The following is a 7,487-nucleotide window of genomic DNA, read 5'->3' as shown; positions in this document are numbered from 1 at the left end:
GGCCTGGCCGTGGGCCGCACCCTGGTGGCGATCATGGAGAACTACCAGGACGAGGGCGGCCGCATCGCCATCCCGCAGGCGCTGCATCCCTACCTGCCGGGGCTCACCCACATCGGCGGTGCAGCGTGAGGATTCTGCTCACCAACGACGACGGCATCCACGCCGACGGCCTGGAGGCGCTGGAACGGATCGCCGCCCAGCTCTCGGACGACGTCTGGGTGGTGGCGCCGGAATACGAGCAGTCGGGCGCCAGTCGCGCCTTGACCCTCGCCGACCCGATCCGCGTGCGGCAGCTCTCCGAACGCCGCTTCGCCACCACGGGCACGCCCACGGACTGCGTCATGCTGGGGATCAACGACCTGGTTTCCGGCCCCAAACCCGACCTCGTGCTCTCGGGCGTGAACCGGGGCGCGAACCTCGCCGAGGACGTCACCATGTCCGGCACGGTGGCGGGCGCCATCGAGGGAATGGCCCTGGGCGTGCCGTCGATCGCCCTGTCGCAGATGGGCTTCTACGAGGAGGGAACCAGCTTCGCGCCCGCCGAAGCCTACGCTCCCGGCATCATCAGGCGCCTCGTGGAACTGGGTTGGCCCAAGGACGTCGTCCTCAACGTCAATTTCCCGAACGGCGACCCGGACAGGATCAAGGAGGTCGAGGTCACGCGCCAGGGCTTCCGGGACGTCCATGTCCGCCACAACGAGAAGCGCACCGACCTGCGCGGCCGCGACTATTATTGGGTGGGCTTCCGTCCGCTGCGCTCCAGCCCGGCCGAGGGCACGGACCTGCGCGCGCTCTACGATGGCAAGATCTCGGTGACGCCGCTGCACATCGACCTGACGCACATGCAGACCGTTCACGACCTCAAGGGCGTCCTGGGCGGCGCGCCGCCGAAGGCTTGAGATGTCGGACACCGACGACACGCCCGAAACCCGCATGGCGCGCCTGCTGCTGGCGCTGCGCTCGCAGGGGGTGACGGACGCCAAGGTGCTGCGGGCCATCGAGACGACGCCGCGCCCGCTGTTCACCCAGGAGCTGTTCAAGGAGCGGGCGTTCGAGGATTCGGCCCTGCCCATCGCCTGCGGCCAGACGATCAGCCAGCCATTCATCGTCGGCCTGATGACCCAAGCGCTGAAGATCGACCGGCGCGACCGCGTGCTCGAGATCGGCACCGGCTCGGGCTACCAGACGGCGATCCTCTCGAAGCTGGCGCGGCTGGTCTACACGGTGGAGCGGTACCGGACGCTGATGAAGGAGGCCGAGGCGCGCTTCAAGGAGCTGGGCCTGACCAACGTCATCACCCGCTTCGGCGACGGTGGGGAGGGGTGGCCCGAGCAGGCGCCTTTTGACCGCATTATGGTCACAGCCGCGGCGCCGGGCGAGCCCAAGGCTTTGCTTTCGCAACTGAAGCCGAACGGCATCCTGGTGGCGCCGATCGGCAAGGGTCCGGTCCAGGTCCTGCGCCGCTACACCGGCGACGGCCACGGGGGGTTCCAGGTTGAAGACCTGATCGACGTCCGCTTCGTGCCGCTGCTGGAAGGCGTGGCCAAGGAGCTCTGACCTTTTCGTGTTGCGGGGCTTTTGCGGGTTGGCGGGGGCGTCGGCTCGCCGCCATCATCCCTTTCCACGCCCCGATTGATTCTGGCTTGAGCTACCCCGGAGCGGCGATGACGCACCTTTTCCAACGAACGGCCCTGATCCTGCTCGCCGGGACGGCGCTCACCGCCTGCGGCACGCCCCGCTACGCCGTCAACGCGCCGGTCATTCCGTTGCCGCCCGCCGCGGCGCCTCCGGCGACGGTTCCCGCCCAAGCCCTGGCCGAGCCGCAGCAGAAGCTCGCCGCCCTCGCCGAGGACGCGCCGGCCGTCGCTCCGGCGCCGACGCCGCAGGTGGACAGGGCCGAGCTCCCGCCGCTCGCCGCCCCGCAGGCGGCGCTGGCCCAGGCGATGTCCGAGCCGGCCGCACAGGCGGTCGCTCCGCCCGCCGAGGACGCGTTCGCCCGCGCGAAATCGCGCGGCCCTGCCGCGACCTACACGGTCAAGAAGGGTGACACCCTCGCCGAGATCGCCGACCGTCTGGGCTCCGACATCGAGACCGTCGCCAAGGCCAACGGCCTGAAGAAGCCGTACCGGCTCCAGCCGGGCCAGGTGCTGAAGAACCCGAAGGCGAAGGCCGAGGCGCCTGCCCCGAAGGGCAAGTCCTCCAAGGCGGCGCCCGCGGAGGCCAAGACCTATACCGTGCGTTCGGGCGACACGCTCTACGGCATCGCCCAGCGCCATGGCACGACCGTGGACGTCCTGCGCGAGCTGAACGGTCTTGGGCGCAGCTCCTCGCTGATCCCCGGCAAGGCCCTTAAACTCCCGGGCGGGGACGCCGAGCGGGCTCCCGCCGCCGAGGACGAGGTCGCCCCGGCGGAACGTCCCCACGCCAGCACGCGCCGTCCGTCGGCCGAACCGTCGGTCGAGGCCGAGCCCGAGGGGCGCACCGTCACCGGGCGCGAGGTCACCGGCCGTGTCGTCGAGATTGCGACGCCTGGGAAGGCCTACAAGGTCAAGAAGGGCGACACCCTGGAGAAGGTGGCCAACCGCCTCGACAGCGACATCGCGGAACTGGCCAAGCTCAACAAGCTGAAGAAGCCCTACCGCCTCCAGCCCGGCCAGACGATCCGGGGGCCGGGCTCCACGGCCAAGGCCTATGTGGTCGGCCGCGGCGACAGCCTCGCGGAGATTGCCCGCCGATTCAGCGTCACCGAGGCGGAACTGCGCAGCGCGAACGGGCTGCGTCGCGGCGCGTCCGTGGCGCCCGGGCGCAAGCTGCGCCTGCCGGCGGGGTACCGCGATCGCGGGCCGATCACGACGACCACGCGCGTCCCCGAACGGCCCGAAACGCCGCCGCCCGCCACGCCGTCCACGCCGCAGCCGTACCAGCCGCCGCGCGAGCGGCCGCCGTCGTCGTTCGACACTCCGCCGCCGGTGGGCCAGACCCTGCCGCCGCCGCGCTCGGCGCCGCGCCCGCCGACGGTCGTGATGCCCGACCAGCCGCAGCCCTATCGCCCGCCGCCGGGCGGCGTCACAGGCGCCCCCACAGCCAGCCCGCCGGTCTCGGACGCCCAGATCAGCCAGATGGGCCGCGGCGTGTTCGCCTGGCCGCTCCAGGGGCAAATTATCTCGGGCTTCGGCAGCCGCGGGACGGGCGTGCGCAACGACGGCCTGAACATCCGCGCCAACATGGGCGACGCCATCCGCGCCGCAGCGTCCGGCGACGTGGTCTACGCCGGCGACCAGGTGCCCGGTTTCGGCAACCTGGTGCTGATCAAGCACGCGGACGGCTGGGTCACCGCCTACGGCCACCTCAGCCGGGTGGACGTGCGCATGCAGCAGAAGGTCGAGCAGGGGCAGCAGATCGGTCAGGCCGGCACGTCCGGCGGCGTTTCCGAGCCGCAACTGCACTTCGAGATCCGTTACGCGCCGACCCCGCAGGAACGCGCGCGGCCGATCGATCCGGCGCTGGTGCTGCCGAAGTAAGTGCGCCGCAAGCCTGGGGCGGGGGGCCGCGCGGGCGTGCGACCCGCTCGGCGGAGCGACGGCATCAGGCTACATTGAAGAAGCCGTGCTCGCCCGTGACCCGGACGAGGCAGGGACGTCCCGCGTCCTGCGCGGCGCGGGCCCGCTTGTTGGCGGCGGCCTTGGCCACTTCCTTGTCCGAACTGGCGTCCAGGACCTCACCGCAATGTTCGACAGCCCAGCCCCCTTGGTGGCGGACAACGGTGAAAATCTCGCGGTCGGGCGCGTTTCGCATGATGTCGAATCCCATCTGTGGCGGCGCCACATCCGGAGCGTCGAGCCGTGAAAATCCGGCCTAGACTACAGATTTTTGAATGACTTGTCGTGCAGATATCCAAATTGTCTGCGGTCGAGCTTGCGTGATGGCTGGAATAATTTATGTTACGCGGATCGAATATCGCACTGGATCGCGAGCATTCCGCGCTGGATTCTTCGGAATCCAGGCGACGGATCTACCCCGACCTCTCCGAGAATTTGATGCAAGCGTCGATGGTCGGCGCGAAATATTTGCACCCGGAAAGGGACGAAAATGGCAGTAGGCACCGTGAAGTGGTTCAACGCGACCAAGGGCTTCGGCTTCATCCAGCCTGACGACGGCGGCGCGGACGTGTTCGTGCACATCTCGGCCGTCGAGCGCGCCGGCATGGCCGGCTTGAACGAAGGCCAAAAGGTCAGCTTCGAGCTGGAGCGCGACAAGCGCAGCGGCAAGAACTCGGCCGGTCAGCTCCAGGCCGTCTAAGGCTCAGAGCCACGGAATTTGCGAAAGGCCGGCGCGTCGCGTCGGCCTTTTTCTTTGCGCGTCAGAGCGGCAGCGGCTTGCCCAGCTCTCCCGCGAGGTCGCGGATGAACTGCCAGGCGACGCGGCCCGATCGCGATCCCCGAAGCTGCGCCCATTGCAGGGCCCGGCGCTCCAGGTCGGGCGTCCGCAGGCCGAACTGCTCGGCATAGCCGTTCACGGCGGCGAGGTAGGTCGGCTGGTCCATGGGCGGGAAGCCGACCCACAATCCGAAGCGGTCCGAGACGCTGACCTCCTCCTCGGCGTCCTCGGCGGTCGCCACGAGGCCGCGGTCTTCCTGGTGGCCGCGGGGCATCAGATGACGCCGGTTGGACGTCGCCACGAACAGCACGTTGGCCGGCGGGCCGGACACGCCACCCTCCAGCGCCGATTTCAGCGCCTTGGCCGCCGCGGCGCCTTCCTCGAAGGACAGGTCGTCGCACAGCACGACGAAGCGTTCCGCGCGGGTCCGCAGCACGTCGAACAGGGCGGGCAGGGCGGTCACCTGGTCGCGGTCCACCTCGATCAGCTTGAGGGCGGACGCCTTACCGGCCGCCGCCATGAACGCCGCCTTGGCGAGCGAGCTCTTGCCCGTGCCCCGCACGCCCCACAGCAGGGCGTGGTTGTAGGGCAGGCCCCCGGCGAAACGCTCGAGGTTCTCCATGAACCGCGTCTTCTGGCGGTCGACCCCGACCAGGTTCTCCAGCGCCAGCGGATAGTCGGGCGCGGGATGGAAACCGCCGGTCTGCGGATCGTGCCGGAACAGGCGCGCGCCGTCGAAGCTGACGGTCGGAGTCGCAGGCGGCGCCAGCCGTTCCAGAGCCTCGGCGATGCGGGCGAGCAGGGGCGTGACGTCGTGTTCCATGGGCCGCAGGCCATACACGTAGGCGTTCCATTGCAAAAGCAGGGCTCTCCGCATAGCTTCCGCCGACTTTGGCGAGCCCCCATGTGAGAGGGTGCTCGCACGCCATTTCTCGGAGAGGCCATGTTCGCCACCCCTGCTTACGCCCAAGCCGCCGGCGGCGCCGCTGCGGGCGGCCCGGAGGCCATGCTGCTGCAGTTCCTGCCGCTGGTCGCCCTGGTCGTGCTGTTCTACTTCCTGATGATCCGGCCGCAGCAGCGGCGGATGAAGCAGCATCAGGCCATGCTGGGCGCGCTGAAGCGCGGCGACACCGTCGTCCTGAGCTCGGGCATGATCGGCAAGATCGTCCGCGTCGAGGACGCTGAGGTGGGCGTCGAGATCGCCACGGGCGTCACCGTGAAGGTGGTCAAGGGGATGATCTCCGACGTCCGCGCCCGCGGCGAGCCCGCCGCCGCCAACGACACCAAGGCGTAAAGCGCTCCTGCGATGATCACCGTCTCCCGCTGGAGGATCATCCTCGTCGTCCTGGCGACGCTGTATGGCATCTTCTTCACCCTGCCGAACGTGCTGCCTAAGGACGTTCGCGACAGCCTGCCGGGTTTCATGCCCAAGCAGACGCTGAACCTTGGCCTCGACCTGCAGGGCGGCTCGTACCTGCTTTACGAAGTCGATACGGCGGCGCTGCGCAACGAGCAGCTCACCAACCTCGTCGAGGACGCCCGCACCGCGCTCCGGGGCGGCCAGATCGACTTCACCGGTCTGGGCGTCGTGGACGGCGCCGTGAACGTCCGCATCAACGACGCGACGAAGGTCGAGCAGGCGGCCAAGCTGCTGCGCGAGGGCGTCGGCGGCCAGATGGCGACCGGCGCGCGCAACGTGATCGTCACCACCCAGGCCGACCAGCGGATCCGGATCGCCTTCGTGCCTCAGGCCATGGACGCCCAGGCCGTCAGCGCCGTGAAGCAGTCGATCGAAGTGATCCGTCGCCGGATCGACGAACTGGGCACCAAGGAACCCGACATCCGCCAGCAGGGGACGAACCGTATCTCGATCGCGGCCCCTGGCGAGAGCGACCCCAAGAAGCTGCAGGACATCGTCGGCCAGACTGCCAAGCTGACCTTCCAGATGGTCGACGAGACCGCCGACGTCGCCCAGGCCCTGCAGGGCCGGGTGCCGCCGGGCTCGGTCGTCCTGGAAGGCTCGGAGCCGGGCGCCCCGCCGCTGGTAATCAAGCGCCGGGCGCTGGTGACGGGCGAGATGCTGACGGACGCCCAGGCGGGCTTCGACCAGCAGACCGGCCAGGCGGTCGTGAACTTCCGCTTCAACGGCGCCGGAGCCCGCCGGTTCGCCGACGCCACGACCCAGAACGTGGGTAAGCGCTTCGCCATCATCCTCGACAACAAGTACATCTCGGCGCCCAGCATCAACGAGCCGATCACCGGCGGCTCGGGCCGGATCAGCGGGAACTTCACCGCCGAGAGCGCCAACAACCTGGCCATCCTACTGCGGGCGGGCGCCCTGCCGGCCCCGCTGACCATCCAGGAACAGCAGACGGTCTCGGCCGAACTGGGGGCCGACGCCATCCGCGCCGGCGCGATCTCGCTGATCATCGGCGGCATCGCGATTATCGTCTTCATCATCCTGGCCTACGGCTTGTTCGGCGTCTTCGCCGCCCTGGCTCTGGTCGTGAACGTGCTGCTGATCCTCGGCATCATGTCGATGACCCAGGCGACGCTGACGTTCCCGGGCATCGCCGGCCTGATCTTGACCTTGGCTGTGGCCATCGACGCGAACGTGCTGATCTACGAGCGCGTCCGCGACGAGGCTCACGCCGGGCGAACGCCCATCATGGCCCTGGAGCACGGCTACAGCCGCGCATTGGTGTCGATCCTCGACGCCAACATCACCAGCGCCATCTCCGCCATCATCATGTTCCAGTTCGGCTCGGGGCCGATCCGCGGCTTCGCCTGGACCCTGCTGATCGGCGTCGTCACCTCGGTGTTCACCGCCGTGGTCATCACCCAAGTGCTCATCGGCTGGTGGTTCCGCGCGACCAAGCCGAAGTCGCTGCCGATCGAGTAGACCCATGAAGTGGCCCCTCATCCGCATCCTGCCGCGCGAGTTCCATATCGACTTCGTGCGGCTCGCCCCCTTCGCGGCGATCCTGTCGGCCATCCTGGTCCTGGGCTCGATCGGCTCGTTCGTGGCGCAAGGCCTGAACTTCGGCATCGACTTCGTGGGCGGCACCGCCATCGAGGTGCGCACCAAGGGCCCCGTGCCCCTGGGCGAG

Annotated in this window: 9 protein-coding genes and 1 pseudogene; 8 read left to right on the top strand and 2 right to left on the bottom strand. The window is 69.1% G+C overall.

Annotation, left to right across the window (positions count from 1 at the left end):
* From Q0L11_RS09465 to Q0L11_RS09450, 4 genes are all read left to right on the top strand, one after another.
* The coding region (locus Q0L11_RS09465) for a hypothetical protein (RefSeq protein ID WP_296596891.1) at nt 1-129 on the top strand (129 nt) is incomplete at its 5' end.
* Nucleotides 126-899, top strand: coding sequence for a 5'/3'-nucleotidase SurE (surE, locus tag Q0L11_RS09460; RefSeq protein WP_296596889.1), 774 nt, complete (start codon nt 126-128; stop codon nt 897-899). The genes Q0L11_RS09465 and surE, both read left to right, overlap by 4 nt.
* Before the next feature lies 1 nt (nt 900).
* Nucleotides 901-1,557 (top strand): protein-L-isoaspartate(D-aspartate) O-methyltransferase, encoded by a 657-nt coding sequence (locus Q0L11_RS09455; RefSeq protein WP_296596888.1) that lies wholly within the window; start codon nt 901-903, stop codon nt 1,555-1,557.
* A gap of 107 nt (nt 1,558-1,664) precedes the next feature.
* Nucleotides 1,665-3,521 (top strand): LysM peptidoglycan-binding domain-containing protein, encoded by a 1,857-nt coding sequence (locus tag Q0L11_RS09450; protein ID WP_296596887.1) that lies wholly within the window; start codon nt 1,665-1,667, stop codon nt 3,519-3,521.
* Nucleotides 3,522-3,585: 64 nt separating this feature from the next.
* Here Q0L11_RS09450 and Q0L11_RS09445 read toward each other — a convergent pair whose 3' ends face one another.
* Nucleotides 3,586-3,795: a hypothetical protein gene (locus Q0L11_RS09445; RefSeq protein ID WP_296596886.1), complete on the bottom strand. Its 210-nt coding sequence runs from the start codon at nt 3,793-3,795 to the stop codon at nt 3,586-3,588.
* A gap of 294 nt (nt 3,796-4,089) precedes the next feature.
* Here Q0L11_RS09445 and Q0L11_RS09440 point away from each other — a divergent pair, with 294 nt between their 5' ends.
* Entirely contained in the window at nt 4,090-4,299 is a 210-nt protein-coding gene (locus Q0L11_RS09440) for a cold-shock protein (RefSeq protein ID WP_296596885.1), read from the top strand.
* A gap of 61 nt (nt 4,300-4,360) precedes the next feature.
* Here Q0L11_RS09440 and Q0L11_RS09435 read toward each other — a convergent pair whose 3' ends face one another.
* Complete coding sequence (locus Q0L11_RS09435) at nt 4,361-5,200, bottom strand: ATP-binding protein (protein WP_296596890.1); 840 nt, start codon at nt 5,198-5,200, stop codon at nt 4,361-4,363.
* 120 nt (nt 5,201-5,320) lie between these two features.
* Here Q0L11_RS09435 and yajC point away from each other — a divergent pair, with 120 nt between their 5' ends.
* The 3 genes and pseudogenes from yajC to Q0L11_RS09420 form a co-directional block, all read left to right on the top strand.
* Nucleotides 5,321-5,671 carry a preprotein translocase subunit YajC gene (gene yajC, locus Q0L11_RS09430; protein WP_296596884.1) on the top strand — a complete coding sequence of 117 codons (351 nt, stop codon included), beginning with the start codon at nt 5,321-5,323 and terminating at the stop codon, nt 5,669-5,671.
* Nucleotides 5,672-5,683: 12 nt separating this feature from the next.
* The gene (gene secD / locus Q0L11_RS09425; RefSeq protein WP_296596883.1) at nt 5,684-7,279 is read left to right on the top strand and encodes a protein translocase subunit SecD; all 1,596 of its coding nucleotides are present in this window, start codon (nt 5,684-5,686) and stop codon (nt 7,277-7,279) included.
* Nucleotides 7,280-7,283: 4 nt separating this feature from the next.
* Nucleotides 7,284-7,487: pseudogene (locus Q0L11_RS09420) on the top strand (protein translocase subunit SecF); the annotation flags it as partial.

The organism is Phenylobacterium sp. (assembly GCF_024508875.1).
Classification (GTDB): Bacteria; Pseudomonadota; Alphaproteobacteria; order Caulobacterales; family Caulobacteraceae; genus Phenylobacterium.
Note: the sequence above shows the minus strand (reverse complement) of the source record. Positions and strands in the feature narration are given on the sequence as shown.